The sequence below is a fragment of the Streptomyces abyssomicinicus genome (assembly GCF_008974245.1).
Lineage (GTDB): Bacteria > Actinomycetota > Actinomycetes > Streptomycetales > Streptomycetaceae > Streptomyces > Streptomyces abyssomicinicus.
Window position 1 is genome coordinate 51,212 of the sequence record NZ_BBZI01000015.1, and the last position, 23,222, is coordinate 74,433.

Sequence of the window (23,222 nt, forward strand, 5' to 3'; positions counted from 1 at the left end):
GTCGAGACGTGCGGCCTGTGCATCGAGCCCGTGCAGTGAGGCCTGTGCAGTGAGACCGGTGCATTGAGACCGGTTTCATGGAGAAGCGGAGGAACCCGCCGGTAAAGTCCACCGGCGTGCACCTCAAAGCCCTGACCCTCCGCGGCTTCAAGTCGTTCGCGTCCGCGACCACGCTCCGGTTCGAGCCGGGGATCACCTGCGTGGTCGGCCCGAACGGCTCGGGCAAGTCCAACGTCGTGGACGCGCTGACCTGGGTCATGGGTGAGCACAGCGCCAAGTCGCTGCGCGGCGGCAAGATGGAGGACGTCATCTTCGCCGGGACCACCGGCCGCCCCCCGCTCGGCCGCGCCGAGGTCTCGCTGACCATCGACAACTCCGACGGCGCCCTCCCCATCGAGTACGCCGAGGTCACCATCACGCGGATCATGTTCCGCAACGGTGGCAGCGAGTACCAGATCAACGGCGACACCTGCCGCCTGCTGGACATCCAGGAACTCCTCTCCGACTCCGGCATCGGCCGCGAGATGCACGTCATCGTCGGCCAGGGCCAGCTGGACTCGGTGCTGCACGCCGACCCGATGGGCCGGCGTGCCTTCATCGAGGAGGCGGCCGGCGTCCTCAAGCACCGCAAGCGCAAGGAGAAGGCGCTGCGCAAGCTGGACGCCATGCAGGCCAACCTGGCCCGCGTCCAGGACCTCACCGACGAGCTGCGCCGCCAGCTCAAGCCGCTCGGACGGCAGGCCGCCGTGGCCCGCCGGGCCGCCGTCATCCAGGCAGACCTGCGGGACGCACGGCTGCGGCTGCTCGCCGACGACCTGGTCAGGCTGCGCGAAGCCCTCCAGGCCGAGGTCGCCGACGAGGCCGCCCTCAAGGAGCGCAAGGAGGCCACCGAGGAGGAGCTGAGCAAGGCGCTGCGGCGCGAGGCGCTCCTGGAGGACGAGGTCCGCCGCCTCACGCCGCGCCTGCAGCGCGCCCAGCAGACCTGGTACGAGCTCTCCCAGCTCGCCGAACGGGTCCGGGGCACCGTCTCGCTTGCCGACGCCCGGGTGAAGAGCGCCACCGCCGCGCCCGTCGAGGAACGCCGGGGCCGCGACCCCGAGGAGATGGAACGCGAGGCCGCCCGCGTCCGGGAGCAGGAGGCCGAGCTGGAGGCCGCCCTGGAGGCGGCCGAGCGCGCGCTGGAGGACACCGTCGCCCACCGCGAGGAGCTGGAGCGCTCCCTCGCCGCCGAGGAGCGCCGCCTCAAGGACGTCGCCCGCGCCATCGCCGACCGCCGCGAGGGCCTGGCCAGGCTCAGCGGACAGGTGGGCGCCGCCCGCTCCCGGGCCGCCGCCGCCCAGGCCGAGATCGACCGCCTCACCGCCGCCCGGGACGAGGCGGAGGCCCGCGCCGTCGCCGCCCATGAGGAGTACGAGGCCCTCAAGGCCGAGGTCGACGGCCTGGACGCCGAGGACACCGAACTCGCCGACCGGCACGACCGGGCGAAGGCCGCCCTCGCCGACGCCGACACCGCCCTGACCACCGCCCGTGACGCCCTCACCGCCGCCGAACGCGAACGCGCCGCCACCCGCGCCCGGCACGACGCGCTCGCCCTGGGCCTGCGCCGCAAGGACGGCACCGGCGCCCTGCTCGACGCCCGGGACACCCTCACCGGAGTCCTCGGCCCCGCCGCCGGGCTCCTCACGCTCACCCCCGGCCACGAAGCCGCCCTCGCCGCCGCCTTCGGGGCCGCCGCCGACGCGGTGGCCGCCGCCTCGCCCGCCGCGGCCGCCGAGGCACTGCGCCTGCTGCGCAAGCAGGACGCCGGCCGCGCGGCGCTCCTGCTCGCCGGAGCCGCCGAGGACCAGGACCCCGCCGCCCGCCACGACCGGTGGCCGCACGCCGCCGACCTGGTGGCCGGCCCCGACGAGCTGATGCCCGCCGTCCGCCGCCTGCTGCGCGGCGTCGTGGTGGTCGACTCCCTGGACGACGCCGAGGAACTGGTCCGGGCCCGCCTTGACCTCACCGCCGTCACCGCCGAGGGAGACCTGCTTGGCGCCCACTACGCGCACGGCGGCTCGGCCGCCGCCCCCAGCCTGCTCGAGGTGCAGGCCTCCGTCGACGAGGCCGCCGCCGCCCTCCAGGACCTGGAGGGCCGGTGCGAGGAACTCGCCGAGGCGCAGGGCCTGGCCGCGGAGCGCCGCACGGAGTGCGCCGCCCTGGTGGAGGAACTGGGGGAGCGGCGCCGGGCCGCCGACCGGGAGAAGTCCGGCGTCTCCCAGCAGCTAGGACGTCTGGCCGGCCAGGCCCGCGGCGCCGCGGGGGAGGCCGAACGCGCCGCCGCGGCCACCGCGCGCGCCCAGGATGCGCTGGAGAAGGCGCTCATCGACGTGGAGGAGCTGGCGGAACGCCTGGCCGTCGCCGAGGAGATGCCGGTCGAGGACGATCCCGACACCTCGGCACGCGACCGGCTCGCCGCCGACGGGGCCAACGCCCGGCAGACCGAGATGGAGGCCCGGCTCCAGCTGCGCACCCACGAGGAGCGGGTCAAGGCGCTGGCCGGCCGCGCCGACTCGCTGGACCGCGCCGCCCGCGCCGAACGCGAGGCCCGGGTCCGCGCCGAACGCCGCAGGGCCCGGCTGCGCCACGAGGCCGCCGTCGCCGGGGCGGTCGCGTCCGGGGCCCGGCAGCTGCTCGTCCACGTCGAGGTCTCGCTGGACCGGGCCGACCGGGAACGCGCCGCAGCCGAGGCCGCCAGGACCCGGCAGGAACAGGAGCTCGCCGCCGCCCGCGGCGCGGGACGCGACCTCAAGGCCGAACTCGACAAGCTCACCGACTCCGTCCACCGGGGCGAGGTGCTCGGCGCCGAGAAGCGGCTGCGGATCGAGCAGCTGGAGACCAAGGCGCTCGAGGAGCTGGGCGTCGAGCCGCAGGCCCTGGTCGCCGAGTACGGCCCCGGCCAGCCCGTGCCGCCGTCCCCTCCGGCCGAGGGGGAAGCACTGCCCGAGGACCCCGAGCACCCGCGCAACCGGCCCCGGCCGTTCGTCCGCGCCGAGCAGGAGAAGCGGCTGCGGGCCGCCGAGCGCGCCTACCAGCAGCTGGGCAAGGTCAACCCGCTCGCGCTGGAGGAGTTCGCCGCACTGGAGGAACGCCACCAGTTCCTCAGCGAGCAGCTGGAGGACCTGAAGAAGACCCGCTCCGACCTGCTCCAGGTCGTCAAGGAGGTCGACGAGCGGGTCGAGCAGGTCTTCACCGAGGCGTACCGGGACACCGCCCGGGAGTTCGAGGGCGTCTTCGGGCGGCTCTTCCCCGGCGGCGAGGGACGGCTGATCCTCACCGACCCCGACAACATGCTCACCACCGGCGTGGAGGTCGAGGCCCGGCCGCCGGGCAAGAAGGTCAAGCGGCTCAGCCTGCTCTCCGGCGGTGAGCGGTCCCTGACGGCGGTGGCCCTGCTGGTCTCCATCTTCAAGGCCCGGCCCAGCCCGTTCTACGTGATGGACGAGGTCGAGGCCGCCCTCGACGACACCAACCTCCAGCGGCTGATCCGGATCATGCAGGAGCTCCAGGAGTCGTCCCAGCTGATCGTGATCACCCACCAGAAGCGGACGATGGAGGTCGCCGACGCGCTGTACGGCGTGTCCATGCAGGGTGACGGCGTCTCGAAGGTGATCAGCCAGCGGCTGCGGTAGGCGGGGCGGCGGTCACCGGCGGGCGGGGCGCGCGACCCGCCTCCGGACTCCCGGGGAAGAACCACGGCGCGCGCCCCGGGCGGCGTGCGCCCCATGGCCGATACTGGGACGCGTTATGGACACCGTCATCCTTGCCGTAGTCATCGCGGTGGTGGCCCTCGTCGCCTTCGCCGGCCTCCTCGTCGGCGGCCGGCGCAAGAAGCAGCTGCCCCCGCCGCCACCGTCCGCGCCCGACATCACCGCCCCGCCGGCCGAACCGAAGGCCGGTGAGGAGGCCGAGACACCGGGGGACGAGGAGCGCCGCACGACCGAGGAGGCCGACCTCCCCGGATCGCCCACCGGCGCCACCCTGGTCGAAGAAGTCCCGGTGGAGCCCGCCGCCCCGGCGGTCGAGGTTCCCGAGCCCACCGCCGGCCGCCTGGTCCGGCTGCGCGCCCGCCTGTCCCGTTCGCAGAACGCGCTGGGCAAGGGCCTGCTGACCCTGCTCTCCCGCGAGCACCTCGACGAGGACACCTGGGAGGAGATCGAGGACACGCTCCTCACCGCCGACGTCGGCGTCCAGCCCACCCAGGAGCTCGTGGAGCGCCTGCGCGAGCGGGTCCGCGTGCTCGGCACCCGGACCCCGGAGGAGCTGCGGAACCTGCTCCGCGAGGAGCTGCTGCAGATCCTCAACCCCGAGTTCGACCGGTCCGTGAAGACCGACGCCAAGGAGGGCACCCCCGGGGTGGTCATGGTCGTCGGAGTCAACGGCACCGGCAAGACCACCACCACCGGCAAGCTGGCCCGCGTCCTGGTCGCCGACGGCCGGACCGTGGTGCTCGGCGCGGCGGACACCTTCCGCGCGGCCGCCGCCGACCAGCTGCAGACCTGGGGCGAGCGGGTCGGCGCCCACACGGTGCGCGGCCCGGAGGCCGGCGACCCGGCCTCCGTCGCCTTCGACTCCGTCAAGGAGGGCATCGCCACCGGGGCCGACGTGGTGCTGATCGACACCGCCGGCCGTCTGCACACCAAGACCGGTCTGATGGACGAGCTCGGCAAGGTCAAGCGGGTCGTCGAGAAGCAGGCCCCGCTGGACGAGGTGCTGCTGGTGCTCGACGCCACCACCGGTCAGAACGGCCTGGTGCAGGCCCGGGTGTTCGCGGAGGTCGTGAACATCACCGGCATCGTGCTCACCAAGCTCGACGGCACGGCCAAGGGCGGCATCGTGATCGCCGTCCAGCGCGAGCTGGGGGTGCCGGTCAAGCTGGTCGGCCTCGGGGAGGGGGCCGACGATCTGGCGCCGTTCGAGCCGCAGGCGTTCGTCGACGCGCTGATCGGGGACTGATCCCGGAGCCGCCGCGCTCCTCCGACGCCCGCTCACCCGCCCCCGGGTCAGCGGGCGTCCGCCATCCCGGACCCCACCCGTCCCGCCCCGCCCGCCGGCCATCGTGCCGCCACGCGGCGCACAGCTCACGCCCTCCCGTGCTGCGGGCAATCGTGCCGCCGTGCGGTGCGCAGCTCACGCCCTTCCGTCTGCGGGCAATCGTGCCGCTAAGGGCGGCACGGGTGGGCGCAGGCCTCACGTACGCACGCGACGGCTCGCTCCGCGGAGGTTGAGCCCCTGGGAAGGGGGCGGGTCGGGGGATGAACAGTGCTGTCCGCACGGGTTGCTCGGGGTCGCCGCGGTGAGGTCACGTGCGTACGGCACCGCAGGGCTTGCGCATGGTGGATGGGACCGCTCGCCGCGGAGGGCGCCGCCCTGCGCCCGCCCGTGCCGCCCCCTGGGCGACCCAGCCGCCCGCAGAATGGTCGGGCAGAGCCCGCGGGGCGGCGGGGCAGGCGGCCGCGGGGCGGCGGGGCAGGCGGCCGCGGGGCGGCGGGGAAGGCGTCTGTAGAACGGTCGGGCAGGAGCCCGCGGGGCGGTGGAGCAGGAGCCCGCGGGCCGGCGGGGCAGGCGGCCGCGGGGCGGTGGGGAAGGCGTCTGCAGAACGGTTGGGCAGGCGCCCGCGGGGCGGTGGGGCATGTGTCCGCGGGAGGGGGCGAGATGCTTGCCGCGGTGAGGTCAGGTGTGTCTGGCACGGCCCGCTTGCGCGTGGTGGGGGCGGACCGCTCGCCGCCGAGGCCGGGGCCCGCGCGCGGGGCGGCCGGTCAGCCGCCTGCAGGAGGCTCGTGCTGGGCTGGAGGGAGGACCGGACGCCCGCGGGGCGCTACGGGCAGGGGGAGCGGTGGGCCGCGTAGGCGAGGGTGCCGAGGAGGAGCCGCGCGGCAGGCAACCCCGCGGCGGACTCCAACGCCGGATGCCGCAGCCACCGCACCGCCCCCCGCCCCCCACGGTCCGACGGCGGCGCCGTCACGTACGCCCCGGCCCCCAGCGCCCGCACCGCACCGGGCCGCGCCGCGGCGGCCCCCACGTCGTCCAGCCCCATCCGGTACAGCAGCTCCGGCAGCTCCGCGGCGGCCCCGGGGGCGACGAAGAACTGGGCACGCCCCTCGGGCGTGACCGTGACCGGCCCCACCGGCAGCCCCATCCGCTCCAGCCGCACCACGGCCAGCCGCCCGGCCGCCTCCGGCACCTCAAGGACGTCGAACGCCCGCCCGACGGGCAGCATCACGGCGGCTCCGGGGTGTTCGGCCCAGGCCCGGGTCACGTCGTCGAGGGTCGACCCGGCGCGAACCTCGGAGGCGAACTCCAGCGGATGCGCCCCCGGCGCGGCGCACTCGGCGCGCCCGCAGGAGCAGTCCCCGCCACCCGCCGCCACCCGCGCACCCGGCACGACGTCCCAGCCCCAGAGGCCGGTGAACTCGGCGACCGCGGTGCAGTCGGAGGAGCGGCCCCGTCGGCGCGCGCCGACGCGCGCCCCGGACCGCGTGCCGGAACGGATCTCCCGCATACCGCCGATCGTGAAGCCCATGCCCCCTCCAACGGGTCCGCCGCGTGGGTGGTTACGTGCCGGAGGCTCGCCATGACGTGTGGTGACGCTGCGTTGCGACTACCCGCCGTATCGTCCCGGCTCGCCCGGTTCGCGCCGCGCGTGGATGCGAACGAGGTGGCGCGTGCGGCTTCTCGCGCCCCCTGCGCGCATCGAGCTCCTATCCGGGAGCCCGGACAGGTTTCCGACGTCGCGGGTCAAGTGAATCGCGGGCAATGGCGCCAGAGTTCATCCGAAGGGGTGGCGAAAGGTGGCGTTTACCGAACCAGCGTGGCTGGAGCGGTGATCGGAAGGCTACGTTGAGTATGCAAGGCTTGTGGCACATGCCCGCTCGGGGTTGCCGGAAGCACCTTTCGATCGGCGCGTCGGGCGTATTGTCGGTGGAGTCCGGTGACGGAGAGTGACCGCAGGGTCCTTCTCGGAAGGCGTGCGGCGGCGAGGCTCCCGGAATGCGAGGGAATCCCGCCGAACCGAGGGACGGTCCGGCGGCGTTCTGGTAGGGCTGTTTGCAGACATGACAGGGCCTGAGCGGGTCCGACAGGTCTCAGGGATGGATGGGGGCGTTCCAGTGAGCGGCAACGGCGAAGGCGGGACGAACGCTGAGAAGCGCCCCAACGAGCTGCTCAACTCGTGGTTCGTGCGCAGTGGCTGGTCCAAGGGCGAACTGGCCCGCCAGGTGAACCGCCGCGCCCGTCAGCTCGGGGCCAACCACGTCTCCACCGACACCTCGCGGGTCCGCCGCTGGCTGGACGGCGAGAACCCGCGCGAGCCCATCCCGAGGATCCTCTCCGAACTGTTCTCCGAGCGTTTCGGCTGTGTCGTCGCCGTCGAGGACCTGGGCCTGCGCGCCGCCCACCAGGCGCCCTCCGTGGCCGGCGTCGACCTGCCCTGGACCGGCCCGCAGACGGTGGCGCTGCTCGGCGAGTTCTCCCGCAGCGACCTGATGCTGGCCCGCCGCGGCTTCCTCGGCACCTCGCTCGGCCTGGCGGCGGGGCCTTCGCTGATCGAGCCGATGCAGCGCTGGCTGGTGCCCTCCCCGGCCTCCCCCGTGGAGGCGCCCCCGCCCTCCACCCGGCGCGGCGGGCTCTCCGGGCCGGAGCTGGACCAGCTGGCGAGCACCGTCGAGATGTTCCGCCAGTGGGACGCCCAGTGCGGCGGAGGCCTGCGGCGCAAGGCGGTCGTCGGCCAGTTGCACGAGGTCACCGACCTGCTCCAGGAGAGCCACCCCGAGCCGACCGTCCGCCGCCTCTTCGGCTTCGCGGCCGAGCTCGCCGAGCTCGCCGGGTGGATGAGCTACGACGTGGGCCTCCAGCCCACCGCCCAGAAGTACTTCGTGCTGGCCCTGCACGCGGCCAAGGAGGCCGGGGACAAGCCGCTCGGCTCGTACATCCTCTCCTCGATGAGCCGGCAGATGATCCACCTCGGCCGGCCCGACGACGCCCTGGAACTCATCCACCTCGCCCAGTACGGCAGCCGCGACTGCGCGAGCCCCCGCACCCAGGCCATGCTGTATGCGATGGAGGGCCGCGCCTACGCCAACATGGGCCAGCCCGGCAAGTGCAAGCGCGCGGTCCGGATGGCGGAGGACACCTTCGCCGACGCGGCGGACTGGGACGAGCCGGACCCGGACTGGATCGGGTTCTTCACCGAGGCCGAGCTGCACGGCGAGAACTCGCACTCCTTCCGCGACCTCGCCTATGTGGCGGGCCGCAGCCCCATCTACGCCTCCATGGCGGAGCCGCTGATGTTGAAGGCCGTCGACCTCTTCGCCAAGGACCCAGACCACCAGCGCTCCTACGCGCTCAACCTGGTCGGCATGGCCACCGTGCACCTGCTGCAGAGCGAGCCGGAGCAGAGCGCCGTGATGCTGGGTCAGGCGATGAAGGTCGCCAAGAAGGTCCGCTCGGAGCGGGTCAACACCCGGATCCGCAAGACGGCCGACACGGCAGCGCGCGACTACAAGGAACTCCCCGCCGTCCGCGACATCACCCGGATGCTGGCGGAGGAACTCCCGGAGGCCGTCGAAGCGGTCTGACCGGCCCGTACGGCAGTTTGCGGCCGGCCGGTGCGGCATCCCGCCCACCGCCGCCCGCCCAGCGTCACCCCACCGCCCGCGCAGCGCCCCGCCGGTCCTCCGGCCCGCGGTGGGCACAGCACGACCCACCCCGTTCTCCGGCCGCGGCCGGCCCTCCCGAACTGCCCGACTCGGCTCCCCCGCCAGGTCATCGGAAGGCCGCCGCGGCCGGCTTGCATACGCGTCTTCCCCGGCGCGCGCTCCCCCCGCCGCGGGCCGCCGGAGCCCGAGGACGGCCGGGGCGAGCGGCACACCCAGTTCATGGACGCGTAACACGCACAGCTCCTTCGTCACCGGTGCGAAACAACGCGGGGGCATGGCCGAAACGGTGCTGCGTCAATCTCATGGCCAACGGCAGGGCGAACGACAGGCCCACCACCTCCCACTCCGCCCAGGTAGCCCGCACGGGCCGCGACCCACGACGAGGAGACGCCGATGGCACCAGCCATCACCTTTGCGGCTGACGAGATTTCGTCGGCCGACACAGGCTTCATGCTCATCTGTTCCGCCCTGGTGATGCTCATGACCCCGGGTCTGGCCTTCTTCTACGGAGGCATGGTCCGGGTCAAGAGCGCCCTGAACATGCTGATGATGTCCTTCATCAGCCTCGGGATCGTCACCGTCCTGTGGGTGCTGTACGGCTTCTCCCTCGCCTTCGGCACCGACACCGGCAGCCTCATCGGCTGGGACTCCGACTACGTCGGCCTCAGTGGCATCGACAAGGCCGAGGTCTGGAGCGGGTACACCATTCCCACCCTGGTGTTCGCCGTGTTCCAGCTGATGTTCGCCGTCCTCACCCCGGCCCTGATCAGCGGCGCCCTCGCCGACCGGGTCAAGTTCGCCGCCTGGTCCCTGTTCGTCGTGCTCTGGGTCAGCGTCGTCTACTTCCCGGTCGCCCACTGGGTCTGGGGCACCGGCGGCTGGGCCTTCGAGCTCGGAGTGATCGACTTCGCGGGCGGTACCGCCGTCCACATCAACGCGGGCGCCGCGGCACTCGGCGTGATCCTGGTCATCGGCAAGCGCGCCGGCTTCAAGAAGGACCCGATGCGGCCGCACAGCATGCCGCTGGTCATGCTCGGCGCCGGTCTCCTCTGGTTCGGCTGGTTCGGCTTCAACGCCGGCTCCTGGCTCGGCAACAGCGACGGCGTCGGCGCGCTGATGTTCGTCAACACCCAGGTCGCCACCGGCGCGGCCGTCCTCGCCTGGCTCGTCTACGAAAAGGTCCGCCACGGCGCGTGCACCACCCTGGGCGCCGCCTCCGGCGCGGTCGCCGGCCTGGTCGCCATCACCCCGGCGGGCGGCGCGGTCTCCCCGATCGGCGCCATCGCCATCGGTGTCATCGCCGGTGTGCTCTGCGCCATGGCCGTGGGCCTGAAGTACAAGCTGAACTACGACGACTCGCTCGACGTCGTCGGCGTCCACCTGGTCGGCGGTATCGTCGGCTCGCTGCTGATCGGCCTCTTCGCCACCGGCAAGGGCCAGTCCGAGGTGGCCGGCCTCTTCTACGGCGGCGGCCTGGACCAGCTCTGGAAGCAGGCGGCCGGTGTCTTCGGCGTCCTCGCCTACTCCCTGGTCGCCTCCGCCGTCCTCGCCCTGCTGATCCACAAGACCATCGGGATGAGGGTCGACGAGGAGCAGGAGATCTCCGGCATCGACCAGGCCGAGCACGCCGAGACCGCCTACGACTTCAGCGGCGTCGGCAGCAGCTCCGCCAAGCCCACCGTCCCCGCCCGTGCCGAGAGCAACAAGGTTGACGCATGAAGCTGATCACCGCGGTCGTCAAGCCGCACAAGCTCGACGAGATCAAGGAAGCCCTCCAGGCCTTCGGAGTGCACGGCCTCACCGTCACCGAGGCCAGCGGCTACGGCCGTCAGCGCGGCCACACCGAGGTCTACCGGGGCGCCGAGTACACCGTCGACCTGGTCCCCAAGATCCGCATAGAGGTTCTGGTGGACGACGCGGACGCCGACCAGCTCATCGAGGTCGTGGTCAGCGCCGCCCGCACCGGCAAGATCGGTGACGGCAAGGTCTGGGCGGTCCCCGTCGAGACAGCCGTCCGCGTGCGCACCGGCGAGCGCGGACCGGACGCCCTGTAAGGGATCCGCCGCACCGATCCGCCACGGGGCCCGTCGCACGGAATCCTCCGCGACGGGCCCCCGCAAGGGATCCGCACCGCGACGGACCCGCCGCAAGGGACGCCCCCGCAAGGCAGGCAGAGGAACAGGAGTCGCCGGGTGACGAGCACGGACACGCGTGAAGAGACCGAGGACTCGGGACCCGGCGGCTACGCGGCGGCCCGGCTGGGCCTCCTCCAGGAGGAGGCCCGGTCCGGGCCCTCCCGCCGCAGGACGCTCTCCCAGCTCACCGACCGCTGGCTGGCCGGCCTCTTCGCCGCCGCCGCGCCCGCCGCCCGCGGCCTGGCCCTGGTCGCCGTCGGCGGCTACGGCCGCGGGGAACTCTGCCCCCGGAGCGACCTCGACCTGCTGCTCCTGCACGACGGCTCCGACCCGGACGCCGTCGCCGCCGTGGCCGACCGCCTCTGGTACCCCGTCTGGGATCTCGGCCTCGCCCTCGACCACTCCGTCCGCACCCCCGCCGAGGCCGGCAAGACCGCTGCCGACGACCTCAAGGTCCAGCTCGGCCTGCTCGACGCCCGTCACCTGGCCGGCGACCTCACCCTCACCACCGGGCTGCGCACCGCCGTCCTCGCCGACTGGCGCAACCAGGCCCCCCGGCGCCTCCCCGAACTCCGCGACCTGTGCGCCGACCGCGCCCATCGCGCCGGCGAACTGCGGTTCCTCCTCGAACCCGACCTCAAGGAGGCCCACGGTGGCCTGCGCGACGCGACCGTGCTGCGCGCCGTCGCCGCCTCCTGGCTGGCGGACGCCCCGCGCGAGGGCCTGGACGCCGCCCGCCGCACCCTCCTCGACGTCCGCGACGCCCTCCACCTGACCACCGGGCGCGCCACCGACCGCCTCTCCCTCCAGGAACAGGACCAGGTCGCCGCCCGTCTCGGCCTGCTCGACGCCGACATCCTGCTGCGCCAGGTCTACGAGGCGGCCCGCGTCATCTCCTACGCCGGCGACGTCACCTGGCGCGAGGTCGGCCGGGTGCTGCGGGCCCGCTCCGCACGGCCCCGACTGCGCTCCCTGATCGGCGGCGGCCGGCCCGCGCCGGAACGCACCCCGCTCGCCGAGGGCGTCGTGGAACAGGACGGCGAGGTGGTGCTGGCCCGCGCCGCCCGCCCCGACCGCGACCCCGTCCTCCCGCTGCGCGCCGCCGCCGCGGCCGCCGAGGCGGGCCTGCCGCTGTCGCTGCACGCCGTACGGCGGCTGGCCGCCGACACCGCGCCGATGCCGGTGCCCTGGCCGGCCGAGGCACGCGAGCAACTGGTGACGCTGCTCGGCTCCGGGCCCGCCACCGTCGACGTGTGGGACGCCCTGGAGGCCGAAGGGCTGATCACCCGGCTGCTGCCCGACTGGGAACGCGTCCGCTGCCGTCCGCAGCGCAACGCCGTCCACCTCTGGACCGTCGACCGGCACCTGATCGAGACCGCGGTCCGGGCCTCGCGGAACATCCGTCGGGTCGGCCGCCCCGACCTGCTGCTGGTCGCCGCGCTGCTGCACGACATCGGCAAGGGCTGGCCGGGCGACCACTCGGTGGCCGGCGAGACCATCGTCAAGGACGTCGCCGCCCGGATCGGCTTCGACCGGCAGGACGTCGCCGTGCTGGCCGCGCTCGTCCGCCACCACCTGCTCCTGGTGGAGACCGCGACCCGGCGCGACCTCGACGACCCGGCCACCATCCAGCTCGTCGCCGACGCCGTCGGTTCGCCGGCCACGCTGGAACTGCTGCACGCCCTCACCGAGGCCGACGCCCTCGCCACCGGGCCTGCCGCCTGGTCGTCCTGGCGGGCCTCACTCGTCGCCGACCTGGTCCGGCGGGTCGCCGCCGCGCTGGCCGGCGACGCGCCCGCCGACCCGCCGGAGGCGGCCCCCACCGCAGAGCAGGAACGGCTCGCGGTCGAGGCGGTCGTCACCGGGGGGCCGGTCCTGGTGCTGCGGGCCCAGCCCGGCGAGGAGGACGCGGCGGAGGGGGCGAGCGCACCGGAACAGCCCGAACCGCTCGGCGTGGAACTGCGGATCGCGGTGCCCGAACGGGGCGGGGTGCTGCCCGCCGTGGCCGGTGTGCTCGCCATGCACCGGCTGACCGTGCGCACGGCGGAGCTGCGGCCGCTGGAACTGCCGGACATCGCCGCCGCCGGACCGTCCGTGCTGCTGCTCGACTGGCGGGTGGCCGCGGAGTACGGCGCCCTGCCGCAGGCCGCCCGGCTCCGCGCCGACCTGGTCCGGGCGCTGGACGGCTCGCTGGACATCGCGGCCCGGCTCGCCGAGCGGGACGCCGCCTACCCCCGACGGCGCGGCGGGGTCGCGGCGCCGCCGCGGGTGACGGTCGCGGGCGCGGCGTCCCGGCACGCCACGGTCATCGAGGTCCGCGCCCACGACGCGCCGGGGCTGCTGCACCGGATCGGCCGCGCGCTGGAGACGGCGGGCGTGCGGGTGCGCAGCGCGCACGTCAGCACGCTGGGGGCCAACGTGGTCGACAGCTTCTACGTCACCGACGCGAAGGGCGCGCCGCTGCCCGACGCGGAGGCGTCAGCGGTCGCCCAGGCCCTGGAGAGCACACTGCGGGAGGGCTGACACCCCCTGCCCTCCCCGGCCCGCCCGCGACGCCGCGGGAGGCCGGGGCATGCCGCAAGGGCGGGTCGGGGGGCACGGCGGTGCCGTCCGCCCGGGCCGTGCCCGCGGACGCCGAGGTGCGGGGTGAGGTGCGGGGCACCACGGTTCCCGGGGCCGGTGGAGTGGACCGCCGGGCCGCCGGTGCGGGGCGCGCACGGGCCGGCCGGTGCGCGGCGCGCGGCGACGTGAGGCCTCGCGGGCCGGGCCGTTCGCGACCGGCAGGGACCGGCAGCGGTCCGGGCCAGATACCCTGGACACCACATTCATCCGCCCCCGACACCGAGGACCGACGAGCGCCGTGTTCGATACCCTCTCCGACCGCCTCAGCGCGACTTTCAAAAACCTCCGCGGGAAAGGCCGGCTCACCGAGGCGGACATCGACGCCACGGCCCGCGAGATCCGTATCGCGCTCCTCGAGGCGGACGTCGCACTGCCGGTCGTGCGCTCCTTCATCAAGAGCGTCAAGGAGCGGGCCCTCGGTGCCGAGGTCTCGAAGGCCCTGAACCCCGCCCAGCAGGTCATCAAGATCGTCAACGACGAGCTGGTCACCATCCTCGGTGGCGAGACCCGCCGCCTGCGGTTCGCCAAGAACCCGCCGACCGTGATCATGCTCGCCGGCCTCCAGGGCGCCGGCAAGACCACCCTCGCGGGCAAGCTCGGCAAGTGGCTGAAGGACCAGGGACACTCCCCGCTTCTCGTCGCCGCCGACCTCCAGCGCCCCAACGCCGTGAACCAGCTCAGCGTGGTCGCCGAGCGCGCCGGTGTCGCCGTCTACGCGCCGGAGCCGGGCAACGGCGTCGGCGACCCGGTGAAGGTGGCCAAGGACTCCATCGACTTCGCGCGGACCAAGGTCCACGACATCGTGGTCGTGGACACCGCCGGCCGCCTCGGTATCGACGCCGAGATGATGCAGCAGGCCGCCGACATCCGGGACGCCGTCTCGCCCGACGAGATCCTCTTCGTCGTCGACGCGATGATCGGCCAGGACGCGGTGAACACCGCCGAGGCCTTCCGCGACGGCGTCGGCTTCGACGGCGTGGTGCTCTCCAAGCTCGACGGTGACGCCCGAGGCGGTGCCGCGCTGTCGATCGCCTCGATCACCGGCAAGCCGATCATGTTCGCGTCGAACGGTGAGAAGCTCGAGGACTTCGACGCCTTCCACCCTGACCGGATGGCCTCCCGCATCCTCGACATGGGTGACCTGCTCACCCTGATCGAGCAGGCGGAGAAGACGTTCGACCAGGCCGAGGCCGAGAAGATGGCCTCCAAGCTGGCCTCCAAGAAGGGCCAGGAGTTCACCCTCGACGACTTCCTGTCCCAGATGGAGCAGGTCAGGAAGATGGGGTCGATCTCCAAGCTTCTCGGCATGCTCCCGGGCATGGGTCAGATCAAGGACCAGATCAACAACCTCGACGAGCGTGAGGTCGACCGCACTGCCGCGATCATCAAGTCGATGACCCCGGCCGAGCGCACCGACCCGCTGATCATCAACGGATCCCGCCGGGCCCGTATCGCCCGGGGTTCGGGTGTCGAGGTCAGCGCGGTGAAGAACCTGATCGAGCGGTTCCTCGAAGCGCGCAAGATGATGTCGCGGATGGCCCAGGGCGGCGGCATGCCGGGCATGCCGGGGGTGCCCGGCATGGGCGGCGGTCCGGGCCGGCAGAAGAAGCAGCAGAAGAAGGCCAAGGGCAAGCAGCGCTCCGGCAACCCGATGAAGCGCCGGCAGCAGGAGCTGGAGGAGGCCCAGCGGCGCGAGGCCGCGGCGCAGGGCGGCAACGCCTTCGGCCTGCCCCAGCAGGGCTCCAAGGACTTCGAGCTCCCCGACGAGTTCAAGAAGTTCATGGGCTGACGAGGCCGTCCGACCGACGCCGAGCCGGGTGCGCCCCCACTGCGGGGGCCGCCCGGCTCTCGCGTCGCGCGGGGCGTGCCGGCGCTACCGGGTGCGGGCGACGAGATAGCGGAAGACGTTGGGCATCCAGACCGTGCCGTCCGCGCGGACGTAGGGGTGCAGGGCCTCGCGGAGTTCCTTGTCGACCTGGGTGTGGTCCGTGGCGGCCGCCGCCGCGTCGAAGAGGCCGGTCGACCACAGTCCCCGCACCGCGCTGTCGATCCCGGCGTAGCCGAACGGGCACGAGACCCGGCCGGAACCGTCGGGGACCAGACCGGCCCGCCGGGCGACGTCCTCCAGGTCGTCCCGGCCGGTCGGCCGCCAGTGTCCCGGGTGCGGGGAGGGCTCGGCCGGCCGAGCCGCGGCCCGCAGCACCGTCGCGGTGGCGCACCGCTCGGGGGGTCCCCACCCGGCCAGCACCACCGCCGCGCCCCGCCGCGCGAGCGGCGCGGCCTCCCGCAGCCGGGCCACCAGGGCGTCGTCGTCGCCGGTGAGGCAGCCGACCGGCTCCAGCGCGGTCACCACCGTGTACGCGTCCGTCCGGGCGGGCGCCCGTTCCGCCAGCCGGGTCACGCCGCCGCCCACGCCACCGCTCACCCCGTCGGCGTCCGCCGTCAGCCGTTCCCGTGCCAGGTTGAGCCGTTCGGGTGAGTCCGGTTCCACGCCGGTGACGTCGGCACCCCGCCCCGCCGCCATCAGCAGCGCCAGCCCGGAGCCGCAGCCCAGCCCCAGCAGTCGGGTGCCGGGGCCCACGCCCAGCCGCTCGTGGACGGCCTCGTAGAGCGGGACGAGCATGCGCTCCTGGATCTCGGACCAGTCGCGGGCCCGGGTCCGCGGGTCCGCCTCCCTGATGCGGGCCGCAAGGGGAGGGTGACGTCGTACGAGAGTGGATGTCATGTGGAGCGCCCCAATCGCCGAAGAGTTGCCGCCTGTCTGTCCGGCCGTCCGTGGTGGCCGTCGTGCGCGCAGCGCCGGCGCCGTGGTGTGCCCCGGCTTCCCCCCGTATGCCAGATAACTGCGTCGACGCCGCGCCGTCCAGGGCATGTGGACACCGCAATGCCGGATGCGGGCGTATACGGCGAGATTTCACATACCGGTAACCGCCGGGGCAACCGGAGACGGCCGTCGCGCGTCGTGAAAGGCGGGACATCCCGGGACGGGACCCCGGCGGCAGGACCCGGCGCTACGGGGTATAACCTCACGATCACGTCGGAATCGCGCCAACCTGTGGTGTGCGCGGGGGCGTGGGCGGCGCATCGTGCGCCGGTACCGCCGGGTGCGTACGTGCGACTACGTACCGGCTTGTGACGAGACGTCAGGCTTCTGCGCAGATCAGCGCACCCGTCCTCGTCCGGACGCATCAGACTGAACTGACGGGTACGTGCAAATTATTTGGGATGGCCCGGAATAGGAACACAGAGGGCTCCGGCGTCGTTGTCATTACGTGAGCACGACACCACCTGTTCTCGCCGCCGAGCTGGCGCAGGCATGGGCCGACATCCAACGGCACCATCCCGAGCTTCCTGACTTGGCCGCGCCCGAATCACTGATCGGGGAGTCGTCGTCCGCCTGCGGACACGAGCTCTCCTTCGAGCGACTCCTCCACGAGGCAGTCCATGGCATCGCCGCCGCCCGCGGTATCCGCGACACCTCGCGGGCCGGCCGCTACCACAACCGCAGGTTCCTGGCGATCGCCGAGGAGCTCGGGCTCGACCATCCGGAGGAGCCGCATCCCAGCAGCGGCTTCTCGCTGGTCACGCTCAAGCCCGACGCGAAGCGCCGGTACCGGCCCACGATCGACCGGCTGCAGCGTGCGCTCAAGGCGCACGACGCTGCGGTGGCGTCGGACACGGCCGGCACCTTCCGGGGACCCGCGGCCCGGCACGGGTCGTCGGGAGGAGGTGTGCGGGTCAAGGCCGTCTGCGACTGCGGACGCAACGTGCGCGTCGTTCCGTCCGTCCTGGCGCAGGCGCCGATCGTCTGCGGGGGCTGCGGGAAGCCCTTCCGGATTCCCGAGCCCGAGCCGCTGGCCGCGGCGAGCTGAGCGGCCGAGGCGGCGGAGGTGCCGCGCGGAGCCGGCGCATCGTGGACGCCGGCCCTGCGCGGCCCCCGTATGCCCCCGTTCGGATCCATGGCCGGTCGTGTGGCAGAATGGCCAGCTGTACTCGACAGTCGCACAGGACCCCTCTCTCCTCCGGCTGACGCGTCCATCGGGCACTCGGTGCCGCAACCCCACGCGGCTTCCCGTCGCGCCCCACCACGTCAATTCCAGGAGATTCCACTCCCGTGGCAGTCAAGATCAAGCTGAAGCGTCTGGGCAAGATCCGTTCGCCTCACTACCGCATCGTCGTCGCCGACAGCCGTACCCGCCGTGACGGCCGGGCGATCGAGGAGATCGGCAAGTACCACCCGACGTACAACCCGTCGGTGATGGAGGTCGACGCCGAGCGTGTCGCGTACTGGCTCTCCGTCGGCGCCCAGCCGACCGAGCCGGTTCTCGCCATCCTCAAGAAGACCGGCGACTGGCAGAAGTTCAAGGGCGAGCCCGCCCCGGCGCCGCTGCTGCAGCGTGCCGAGAAGCCCGCGCGTCCGTCCTTCGAGGCTCTCGGCGGTGACGACGAGGGCAAGGGCGAGGCCATCACCCAGAAGAAGAAGGCCGAGAAGAAGGACGAGGCCGCCGCCGAGTCCGCTCCGGCTGAGTCGACCGAGGCCTGAGCATGCTCGAGGAGGCTCTCGAGCACCTCGTGAAGGGCATCGTCGACAACCCTGACGATGTGCAGGTCGCCTCGCGCGACCTGCGTCGCGGACGCGTGCTCGAGGTCCGGGTCCACCCGGACGACCTCGGCAAGGTGATCGGCCGTAACGGTCGCACCGCACGCGCCCTGCGTACCGTCGTGGGCGCCATCGGCGGTCGCGGCATCCGCGTCGACCTGGTCGACGTGGACGACGTCCGCTGACACACGCAACACCGGCTCGGGCCGGGGACGGCCTCAGGGCCGTCCCCGGCCCGCGGTCGTTGCGCGACCCGCGTCGTCGCGCGGCCCAGGTCGTTCCCGTCCCCCGCGGCCGGTGTCGACGCACCCCGGGCACCACAGTTCCGGTCATCCGCAGTCCCCGATCAGGAGAGCAAGCACAGTGCAGCTGGTAGTCGCACGGATCGGCCGCGCCCACGGCATCAAGGGCGACGTCACCGTCGAGGTACGTACGGACGAGCCGGAGCTGCGGCTCGCGCCCGGCGCCGTCCTGGCCACCGACCCGCCCTCGGCCGGTCCCCTGACCATCGAGACGGGCCGGGTGCACAGCGGCCGGCTGCTCCTGCGCTTCGAGGGCGTGCGCGACCGCACCGGCGCCGAGGCGCTGCGCAACATCCTCCTGATCGCGGACGTCGACCCGGAGGAGCTGCCCGAGGAGGAGGACGAGTACTACGACCACCAGCTGATGGACCTGGACGTGGTGACCGTCGACGGCGCCGAGGTCGGGCGGATCACCGAGATCTCGCACCTGCCCTCGCAGGACCTGTTCGTGGTCGAGCGTCCTGACGGCAGCGAGGTCTACGTGCCGTTCGTGCAGGAGATCGTCGTGGAGATCGACCTGGAGGAGCAGCGTGCCGTCATCGATCCGCCGCCCGGCCTGATCGACGACCGCGCCGAGATCGCCTCGGCCCGCCAGGCCGCGGAGGAAGCGGCCGAGGCCGCCGGCACGGAGCCGGAGGATCCCGGCGCCGCGGATCCGGCCGAGGGGCGCGCCACCGACGGCGGCTCCTCCGACGACGAGCCGAAGCGGGACCAGGCCTGATGCGTCTCGACGTCGTCACCATCTTCCCGGAGTACCTGGAACCGCTGAACGTCTCGCTCGTGGGCAAGGCGCGCGCCCGCGGGCAGCTCCAGGTCGGCGTCCACGACCTGCGGGACTGGACCTACGACCGGCACAACACCGTCGACGACACCCCGTACGGCGGCGGCCCCGGCATGGTCATGAAGACCGAGCCTTGGGGCGACGCGCTCGACGAGATCCTCGCCGACGGCTACGAGGCCGGCGCCCGCGGACCGGTGCTGGTGGTCCCCACCCCCAGCGGACGCCCGTTCACCCAGGAACTCGCCGTCGAACTCTCCGAGCGGCCCTGGCTGGTCTTCACCCCGGCCCGCTACGAGGGCATCGACCGCCGGGTGATCGACGAGTACGCCACCCGCATGCCGGTGTACGAGGTGTCCATCGGCGACTACGTGCTGGCCGGCGGCGAGGCCGCCGTGCTGGTGGTCACCGAGGCGGTGGCCCGCCTGCTGCCGGGCGTGCTGGGCAACGCCGAGTCGCACCGCGACGACTCCTTCGCCCCGGGCGCCATGGCCAACCTGCTGGAGGGCCCCGTCCACACCAAGCCGCCCGTGTGGCGCGGACGCGGGATCCCCGAGGTGCTGCTCAGCGGCCACCACGGGAAGATCGCCCGCTGGCGCCGCGACGAGGCGCTGCGCCGCACCACCGCCCACCGGCCCGACCTGATCGAGCGCACCGCGCCCGCGGCCTTCGACAAGAAGGACCGCGAGATGCTCTCCATCCTCGGCTGGGCGCCCGATCCGGAGGGCGAGCGGTCCGGGCGGTTTTGGCGCCGCGTCGAAGACGTGGAAGAATAGGCGGCTGTTGTGCGTGGCCCGGCGCGCGCCCCTGCCACAGGGGGACACGACGCGGCGACCCGGTCACGGCGACGCTCTCTTGATGAAACCTAGTTCCCGTTGATGGCCTGTGGCATCAGCGAAGAAAGCAGACGAAATGTCTCACCTGCTCGACTCCGTCGACGCCGCGTCGCTGCGCAGCGACATCCCGGCCTTCCGCCCGGGTGACACCGTCAACGTCCACGTCCGCGTCATCGAGGGCAACCGCTCTCGTGTGCAGCAGTTCAAGGGCGTCGTCATCCGCCGCCAGGGCGCCGGTGTCCGCGAGACCTTCACGGTCCGCAAGGTCTCGTTCTCCGTCGGCGTCGAGCGCACCTTCCCGGTGCACACCCCGATCGTCGAGAAGATCGAGCTGGTCACCCGCGGTGACGTGCGTCGCGCCAAGCTGTACTACCTCCGTGAGCTGCGCGGCAAGGCCGCGAAGATCAAGGAGAAGCGCGACAACTGAGTTCGCGCCGGTGCGCCTGCGGGGGACGGATAGCATCTGCCCCCTATGGACACCGAAGCACAGCATCCGGAGCGCGACCGCTCCTCCCTTCCCGCCGCCGAGGAATCCCCTCGGCCGCGGGAGGGCGGGGAGCGGTCGCGCTTCGCTGTCGTCAGGGGCTTCCAGCGATCACGGGACTGGCTTCCGGGCGGCAGTTTCACGCTCACCGGGGTGGCCTGCGTCCTCTTCCTCCTGCTGACCACGCTGTTCGTGGCCCAGCCCTTCCAGATCCCCAGCTCGTCCATGGAGCCGGGCCTGCGGATCGGTGACCGGGTGCTGGTGAACAAGCTGGCGTACCGGCTCGGCGGCGGGCCCGCCCGCGGGGACGTGGTGGTCTTCGACGGCACCGAGCGGTTCGGCGACGGCCACTTCGTGAAACGGGTGGCGGGCGTCGGCGGTGACCGGGTGGTCTGCTGCGACCGGGACGGACGGCTGCGGATCAACGGCCGGTCGGTGGACGAGTCGGGTTTCCTGGACGGCGACGCCCCGTCGGCGGTCCCGTTCGACGTGGTGGTGCCCGACGGCAAGCTCTTCGTGCTGGGCGACCACCGCGCCGCGTCGAGCGACTCCAGGGACCACCTGGGCTCTCCGGGAGGGGGCATGGTGCCGGTGGAGGACGTCACCGGGCGGGCCGACTGGATCGTCTGGCCCGCCGGGAGGTGGACGCGGATCGAGCGGTCCGGCGCCTACGGCGGCGTGCCCGCGGGGGACGGGACGCATGGGTAGGCGGGGGCGTTCCCGGGAGGCGGACCGGGAGGGCGACGGCGTCGGGCGCCCGCCGGGTCGCGCGGAACGGCGCAGGCTGCGCCGCCGGGTGCAGCGCAGGCGGCGGCGGGCGGTCCTCAAGGAGATACCCCTGCTGGGCGGCGTGGCGCTGCTGATCGCGCTGCTGCTCAAGACCTTCCTGTTCCAGGCCTTCGTGATCCCCTCCGGGTCGATGGAACAGACCATCCGGATCGGCGACCGGGTGGTCGTGGACAAGCTTTCCCCGTGGTTCGGGTCGAAGCCGGAACGGGGCGACGTGGTGGTCTTCCGCGACCCCGGCGGCTGGCTCCGGCAGGAGGAGATCGCCGATCTCGCCGACGAGTCCGCGGTGACCCGGGGGATCAAGGACGGGCTGGCCTTCGTGGGCGTGCTGCCCTCGGCCGACGAGCAGGACCTGATCAAGCGGGTGATAGCCGTCGGCGGCGACCGGGTGGTCTGCTGCGACACCGACGGAAGACTGACCGTGAACGGCGTCCCGCTGGACGAGGAGGACTACCTGTATCCGGGTGACGAGGCCTCCGTGAAGCGGTTCGAGGTGACGGTGCCGAAGGGGAGCTTGTGGGTGATGGGAGACCACCGCTCGCAGTCCGCCGACTCCCGCGAGCACCAGGACGGGCAGTACGGCGGCGCCGTCTCCGAGGACCTGGTGGTGGGCCGGGCGGTCGCCGTGGCCTGGCCCGTCGGCCACTGGGCGCGTCTGAGCACCCCCGAGACCTTCTCGTCCGTCCGGCCGCCGGACGGGGGGTAGGCGCCGCGGGCCGCGGCTCGCATAGGGTGGCAGCACCCCGGGGCCGGCCGGTCGGCCGAGACGGACGACGGATGACGAATGACGGATTCCGGTAAGTCCCGAGCCCTGGGGAACTCCCGCTCGTTAAGGGAGTGGTGGGCCCGCGCCGGGCAGCGGGCGGGCGGCGGTACGGAGTGAGGAGTTCTTGTGGGGGATGCGGCGGTTGGCGCACGTTCCGGTGGCGGCGACGGGTGGCGGAGGCGTTCCGCGGAGCCGGACCCGCAGGACCGGGGCGAGGGTGTTGCGCCCGAGAGCGACCCCGAGGGGAGCGGCCCGGCCGACGGCGCCCCGGGTGAGGGCGGCGGCAGGGCGTCGGGGCGAGGCCGCTCCAACCAGCAGATGCGGTCGTTCTGGAAGGAGCTGCCGCTGCTCGTCGTGATCGCGCTGGTCCTGGCGCTGCTGATCAAGACGTTCCTGCTGCAGGCGTTCTCCATCCCCTCGGACTCCATGCAGAACACGCTGCAGCGCGGGGACCGGGTGCTGGTCGACAAACTGACCCCGTGGTTCGGCGCGGAGCCCGAGCGCGGCGAGGTGATCGTCTTCCACGACCCCGCCAACTGGCTGGCGGGCCAGCCGGTGGAGGAGCCCAACGCCTTCCAGAAGGTCCTGACCTGGGTCGGCCTGATGCCGTCCTCCGAGGAGCGCGACCTGATCAAGCGCGTGGTGGGCGTCGGCGGGGACACCGTGGAGTGCCGGGGCACCGGCAAGCTGGTGGTCAACGGCGTGGCGCTCGACGAGCCCTACGTCTTCCCGGGCAACACTCCCTGCAGCGCCGACGAGACCGGCCAGTTCAAGGTCAAGGTGCCCGAGGGCTACCTGTGGGTGATGGGCGACCACCGGCAGAACAGCCGGGACTCCCGCTACAACCAGGACGACCCCCACAAGGGCATGGTGCCCGTGGAGGACGTCGTCGGCCGGGCCGTGGTGAAGGCGTGGCCGATCAACCGCTGGGGCACCCTGCCCGTGCCGGAGACCTTCGACCAGCCCGCGCTGAACAAGTAGGGGACCGGGCACGGCCCGCGCCCGCGCTTCTCGGGCGGGAGCACGGCTCGCGCCTCCGGGTGACCCGCCCTCCCCCGGCCGGGCGGCCGGGGCCGCCGGGCCTTCCCGCCGAACGGCCCGTTCCTCCCGCGGTGGAGTCCTTCCCGCGGTGCGGGGGCGGGCCGTCGTCGTGTGCCGTCGACGGGTGCCGCTGTCGTGGCGGCCCGGTGGCCCGGTGCCGAGGGTGTCGTGGT

At 73.3% G+C, this 23,222-nt stretch carries 17 protein-coding genes and 1 pseudogene; 16 read left to right on the top strand and 2 right to left on the bottom strand.

The features are described 5' to 3' along the window. The first annotated feature begins 116 nt into the window (after window positions 1-116). Together smc and ftsY are read left to right on the top strand one after the other, a co-directional pair. On the top strand, window positions 117-3,671 hold the full coding sequence (gene smc / locus GBN72_RS31860) for a chromosome segregation protein SMC (protein ID WP_151775458.1): 3,555 nt from the start codon (window positions 117-119) through the stop codon (window positions 3,669-3,671). A 115-nt stretch (window positions 3,672-3,786) separates the two neighbouring features. Next, complete coding sequence (gene ftsY, locus GBN72_RS31865; protein WP_151775459.1) at window positions 3,787-4,995, top strand: signal recognition particle-docking protein FtsY; 1,209 nt, start codon at window positions 3,787-3,789, stop codon at window positions 4,993-4,995. An 862-nt stretch (window positions 4,996-5,857) separates the two neighbouring features. Here ftsY and GBN72_RS31870 read toward each other — a convergent pair. Beyond that, window positions 5,858-6,562: a bifunctional DNA primase/polymerase gene (locus GBN72_RS31870; protein ID WP_151775460.1), complete on the bottom strand. Its 705-nt coding sequence runs from the start codon at window positions 6,560-6,562 to the stop codon at window positions 5,858-5,860. A gap of 586 nt (window positions 6,563-7,148) precedes the next feature. Between GBN72_RS31870 and nsdA the strand changes: the two genes are divergently transcribed. The 5 genes from nsdA to ffh all read left to right on the top strand — a co-directional run bounded on the left by nsdA (window position 7,149) and on the right by ffh (window position 15,242). Next, window positions 7,149-8,615, top strand: a complete 1,467-nt coding sequence (gene nsdA / locus GBN72_RS31875; RefSeq protein ID WP_151775461.1) for a transcriptional repressor NsdA — start codon at window positions 7,149-7,151, stop codon at window positions 8,613-8,615. A gap of 474 nt (window positions 8,616-9,089) precedes the next feature. Next, on the top strand, window positions 9,090-10,415 hold the full coding sequence (locus GBN72_RS31880) for an ammonium transporter (protein WP_151775462.1): 1,326 nt from the start codon (window positions 9,090-9,092) through the stop codon (window positions 10,413-10,415). After that, window positions 10,412-10,750, top strand: a complete 339-nt coding sequence (locus GBN72_RS31885; protein ID WP_108954190.1) for a P-II family nitrogen regulator — start codon at window positions 10,412-10,414, stop codon at window positions 10,748-10,750. Before GBN72_RS31880 ends, GBN72_RS31885 begins: the two co-directional genes overlap by 4 nt. Before the next feature lie 138 nt (window positions 10,751-10,888). Further along, a complete protein-coding gene (locus GBN72_RS31890) occupies window positions 10,889-13,354 on the top strand; it encodes a [protein-PII] uridylyltransferase (protein ID WP_151775463.1) in 2,466 nt (821 codons plus the stop codon). Window positions 13,355-13,691: 337 nt separating this feature from the next. Further along, on the top strand, window positions 13,692-15,242 hold the full coding sequence (gene ffh, locus GBN72_RS31895) for a signal recognition particle protein (RefSeq protein WP_151775464.1): 1,551 nt from the start codon (window positions 13,692-13,694) through the stop codon (window positions 15,240-15,242). Between the two features lie 84 nt (window positions 15,243-15,326). On the opposite strand, the gene GBN72_RS31900 is transcribed toward ffh, so the two are convergent. Next, window positions 15,327-16,178 (bottom strand): SAM-dependent methyltransferase, encoded by an 852-nt coding sequence (locus GBN72_RS31900; RefSeq protein ID WP_151775465.1) that lies wholly within the window; start codon window positions 16,176-16,178, stop codon window positions 15,327-15,329. A 547-nt stretch (window positions 16,179-16,725) separates the two neighbouring features. Between GBN72_RS31900 and GBN72_RS31905 the strand changes: the two genes are divergently transcribed. The 9 genes and pseudogenes from GBN72_RS31905 (at window position 16,726) to lepB (GBN72_RS31950) (ending at window position 22,989) form a co-directional block, all read left to right on the top strand. Then, entirely contained in the window at window positions 16,726-17,325 is a 600-nt protein-coding gene (locus GBN72_RS31905; protein ID WP_151775466.1) for a hypothetical protein, read from the top strand. Between the two features lie 242 nt (window positions 17,326-17,567). Next, entirely contained in the window at window positions 17,568-17,996 is a 429-nt protein-coding gene (rpsP, locus tag GBN72_RS31910) for a 30S ribosomal protein S16 (protein WP_151775467.1), read from the top strand. Window positions 17,997-17,998: 2 nt separating this feature from the next. Then, entirely contained in the window at window positions 17,999-18,238 is a 240-nt protein-coding gene (locus tag GBN72_RS31915) for an RNA-binding protein (RefSeq protein WP_151775468.1), read from the top strand. Window positions 18,239-18,416: 178 nt separating this feature from the next. Next, a complete protein-coding gene (gene rimM / locus GBN72_RS31920; protein ID WP_151775469.1) occupies window positions 18,417-19,076 on the top strand; it encodes a ribosome maturation factor RimM in 660 nt (219 codons plus the stop codon). Continuing rightward, on the top strand, window positions 19,076-19,909 hold the full coding sequence (gene trmD / locus GBN72_RS31925) for a tRNA (guanosine(37)-N1)-methyltransferase TrmD (protein ID WP_151775470.1): 834 nt from the start codon (window positions 19,076-19,078) through the stop codon (window positions 19,907-19,909). Before rimM ends, trmD begins: the two co-directional genes overlap by 1 nt. Before the next feature lie 136 nt (window positions 19,910-20,045). Beyond that, window positions 20,046-20,396: a 50S ribosomal protein L19 gene (gene rplS / locus GBN72_RS31930; protein ID WP_020138756.1), complete on the top strand. Its 351-nt coding sequence runs from the start codon at window positions 20,046-20,048 to the stop codon at window positions 20,394-20,396. Between the two features lie 45 nt (window positions 20,397-20,441). Then, window positions 20,442-21,161, top strand: coding sequence for a signal peptidase I (lepB, locus tag GBN72_RS31935; protein WP_151775471.1), 720 nt, complete (start codon window positions 20,442-20,444; stop codon window positions 21,159-21,161). After that, a pseudogene (gene lepB / locus GBN72_RS31940) lies at window positions 21,154-22,226 on the top strand (signal peptidase I); the annotation flags it as partial. The gene lepB (GBN72_RS31935) and the pseudogene lepB (GBN72_RS31940), both read left to right, overlap by 8 nt. Beyond that, on the top strand, window positions 22,135-22,989 hold the full coding sequence (lepB, locus tag GBN72_RS31950) for a signal peptidase I (protein WP_164540999.1): 855 nt from the start codon (window positions 22,135-22,137) through the stop codon (window positions 22,987-22,989). The pseudogene lepB (GBN72_RS31940) and the gene lepB (GBN72_RS31950), both read left to right, overlap by 92 nt. The last annotated feature ends 233 nt before the right edge of the window (window positions 22,990-23,222 follow it).

Bases quoted from the DNA above. Each gene is read 5' to 3' on its own strand.
- rplS (WP_020138756.1), top strand. From the start codon at position 20,046: ATGTCTCACCTGCTCGACTCCGTCGACGCCGCGTCGCTGCGCAGCGAC.
- GBN72_RS31915 (WP_151775468.1), top strand. From the start codon at position 17,999: ATGCTCGAGGAGGCTCTCGAGCACCTCGTGAAGGGCATCGTCGACAAC.
- ftsY (WP_151775459.1), top strand. From the start codon at position 3,787: ATGGACACCGTCATCCTTGCCGTAGTCATCGCGGTGGTGGCCCTCGTC.
- GBN72_RS31885 (WP_108954190.1), top strand. From the start codon at position 10,412: ATGAAGCTGATCACCGCGGTCGTCAAGCCGCACAAGCTCGACGAGATC.
- GBN72_RS31870 (WP_151775460.1), bottom strand. From the start codon at position 6,562: ATGGGCTTCACGATCGGCGGTATGCGGGAGATCCGTTCCGGCACGCGG.
- lepB (WP_151775471.1), top strand. From the start codon at position 20,442: ATGGACACCGAAGCACAGCATCCGGAGCGCGACCGCTCCTCCCTTCCC.
- trmD (WP_151775470.1), top strand. From the start codon at position 19,076: ATGCGTCTCGACGTCGTCACCATCTTCCCGGAGTACCTGGAACCGCTG.
- GBN72_RS31900 (WP_151775465.1), bottom strand. From the start codon at position 16,178: ATGACATCCACTCTCGTACGACGTCACCCTCCCCTTGCGGCCCGCATC.
- GBN72_RS31880 (WP_151775462.1), top strand. From the start codon at position 9,090: ATGGCACCAGCCATCACCTTTGCGGCTGACGAGATTTCGTCGGCCGAC.